At 60.8% G+C, this 1,451-nt stretch carries 2 protein-coding genes and 1 pseudogene; all 3 read right to left on the bottom strand.

Features of this window, described 5'->3' with window-relative positions:
* Positions 1 to 128 (bottom strand): annotated as a pseudogene (locus I5W_RS33320) (nitrogen fixation protein FixA); the annotation flags it as partial.
* 22 nt (positions 129 to 150) lie between these two features.
* Positions 151 to 480, bottom strand: coding sequence for a nitrogenase stabilizing/protective protein NifW (gene nifW, locus I5W_RS11075; protein WP_013234806.1), 330 nt, complete (start codon positions 478 to 480; stop codon positions 151 to 153).
* Between the two features lie 67 nt (positions 481 to 547).
* On the bottom strand, positions 548 to 1,451 hold a 904-nt coding region (locus I5W_RS11070), incomplete at its 5' end, for a homocitrate synthase/isopropylmalate synthase family protein (protein ID WP_044529255.1).

Genomic DNA, 1,451 nt, shown 5'->3' with positions numbered 1-1,451 from the left:
TCCAGCGAAAACAAGTCGTAGGGGTTGATGATGCCGGGCACACCTGGGCGCATGATGGTGTTTGTGACCGGATGTACGCGGATCTGGGCGCTGTCGGGTACTTGCTTGATACAGACGACGATATGCATGGTGTTCTCCAAAAGGGCAGGCTCAAGCCTTGGCCGGCAGGGACATGCGCAGCATCTCCAGCGATACCGACTTGCCGTGGGCATCCTGGAACACCTTGAAAACCTTTTCCTGTGCTGGCGTGGAATGGACGAAGTCGTCATAGGCGGCGGCCAGCATGGCACGCAGCTTCTTGAACATCTCCACCTCGTCCAGCTCATCCAGGCCGCGTTCCTGACGCATGTACTGGTAGAAGCGCTTCAAGATGTGCAGGCGATTGACGTTCACGACCGCTTGCTGGTAAGGCACCCCGAAGAAATCGAGGAACTCTTCGGCGGCGGACAGTTGCTTCAGTTTTTCGGCCAAGGTCAGCATGACGGGCTCTCTTTCTGGGTTGAGAGGAACATAGGCGCAGCGCGCGGGAACGGGCGAAACCAAATGCTTACATCTGGCTGGCCGCACAGGCGCCACTTTCCAGGAAGAAACGCGTAAGCTCATCTTCGCTGGGCGCCGCCTTGGCCACCATGGTGTGATCACGGATGCGCATGAGCATGGCTTGTGCCTGGCTGTCCGAGAGCAGTATTCCCATCTTGGCGAAGGCATCCTTGACGCCGCGCGAGCCGGAATGCTTGCCCAGCACGATGTGATGGCTGCGGCCCAGTTCGGCCGGGCTGAAGTGTTCATAGTTGGCCGGGTTCTTGAGTAATCCGTCCACGTGGATGCCCGATTCATGCGTGAAGACTGCTTCGCCGACGATGCTCTTGTTGGGCGCCACCGCCTTGCCGGAGGCTTTGGCCACCAGTCTGGAAATGGCCGGAAGAGAACGTGTATCGACCTGGGTCTCGATGCCATGCAGATGGCGCAAGCCCATCACCACTTCTTCCAGCGGCGCATTGCCCGCGCGCTCGCCCAGACCGTTGACGGTAGTGTTGACGTGGCTGGCGCCGGCATTGATGGCGGCCAGGGTGTTGGCCGTGGCCAGGCCCAGGTCGTTGTGGGCGTGCATTTCCAGTTCGATGTCGACTTCCTGGCGCAACTGGCGGATCACTTCATAAGTCGCAAAGGGATCAAGCAGCCCCAGCGTATCGGCAAAGCGGAAGCGCCGGGCGCCGGCGGCCTGGGCCGTCTCGATCACCCGCAACATGAAGTCCAGGTCGGCGCGGGAGGAATCCTCGCCACCGAGGCAAACCTCCATGCCCAGGTCCAGTGCCTTGGGCAGGAAATAACGGATCTGCGCCAGCACCCAGTCGCGGTCGCGTTGCAGCTTGTGCTGGATATGGATGTCCGACACCGGCATGGACGGTTTGACGATATCGGCGTTGCAGCGCGCGGCGGCAGCCAGGTCG

It is taken from the genome of Herbaspirillum sp. B65 (assembly GCF_000333555.1).
In the GTDB taxonomy this organism is placed as follows: Bacteria; Pseudomonadota; Gammaproteobacteria; order Burkholderiales; family Burkholderiaceae_D; genus Herbaspirillum; species Herbaspirillum rubrisubalbicans.
The sequence above is the reverse complement of the archived record's forward strand: the minus strand, read 5'-3'. Positions and strand labels throughout refer to the sequence as shown.